Source organism: Massilimicrobiota sp. An80, assembly GCF_002159255.1.
Lineage (GTDB): Bacteria > Bacillota_I > Bacilli_A > Erysipelotrichales > Coprobacillaceae > Allocoprobacillus > Allocoprobacillus merdigallinarum.
Window position 1 is genome coordinate 1 of sequence record NZ_NFHI01000109.1, and the last position, 1,158, is coordinate 1,158.

A 1,158-nucleotide genomic window follows, 5' to 3' on the forward strand; every position below is an offset into this window, starting at 1 on the left:
GTTTTCGATTATTTAATTTTATTATCAAGTGGCTCTCATAGCGAAATAGGTGGCTCCGAAAAACGGACAGGGTGGCTCTCAACAGTGATCAGCATGGCTCTGTTGCACCGAAATATTCATATATGAAATAAAAAAGGTAATCTAAAATAACATGGGGTTTTGGGGTTTTAGATTCTAAATTAATACGGGAGGAACTACCTTCCCGTTTTTTAATACCTATAGTCGAGAATTTAGCATGTTTAATATTCTGTTTTTAATGTGTACTGTAAGCGTAAAATGAAAAAGCCCTATTATCAATTGATTATTTCACGCGTTATGCACCACCGATACACAGTTTAAGCACCTGATTATTCTGCTCAAGTTGGCCAATCATTCCGATTATGCTGACCAACTATTCCGATATCCCTGATCAACCAACATTGTTCTCAACATTCTGATTATCCGGACCAGCTATTCCGATGAATCTGATCAATAATGAAATCCTGATTATTGTTTAATCAGGATCCTTTTATTTATTATCGACTTCTCATTGATTTATCACCTAGTATCTTTATTGTATGTGATTTTGGTACGATTCTATCAAGTATGGCATCAGCTAATGCACCACCTCCTAGCTTGCTATGCCATCCTCCTACATCAAATTGTGAACATAATATTGTTGAATGTATTCTATATCTTTTCTCTAATACTTCCAATATATCTTGCTGTTCAATGTTGCTTGTATTAACTAACAGCCACTCATCAAGAATAAGAAGATCGCATTTTTCATATTGTTTGATTTTATTTTTATATGTTCCTTGTATTCTTGACAGCTCTAATTCGGACAACAAATCTGGCAGTCGAATATATTTGACTTTCAGTCCACTATTACATGCTTCAACCCCAAGTGCACATCCAATATACGATTTACCTTAATGTAAAGCTTTACATTATGGGAATTATGTAAAGTTAGAAATAATGTAAAGTAAGTTCTAATAAGCACGTTTTTATACCGTTTCTTATTGATTTACTTTACATTATTTTTTATTTATTTATACTACTTAGCTCATTTAACCAGTTCATTAGATTTTTATCATCATTCCAATCAGGATAGCAGGTATCTGTAATATTTTCATATGCCTTTTCAAGAGCTTCTCTCTTGTTTTTTGTACATACTTT

The 1,158-nt window shown here is 32.9% G+C and carries 1 protein-coding gene; it reads right to left on the bottom strand.

The genetic code is table 11. From position 1 onward, the window contains the following. Window positions 1-515: 515 nt before the first annotated feature. Window positions 516-899, bottom strand: coding sequence for an ATP-binding protein (locus B5G32_RS13525; protein ID WP_206393226.1), 384 nt, complete (start codon window positions 897-899; stop codon window positions 516-518). Window positions 900-1,158: the final 259 nt, after the last annotated feature.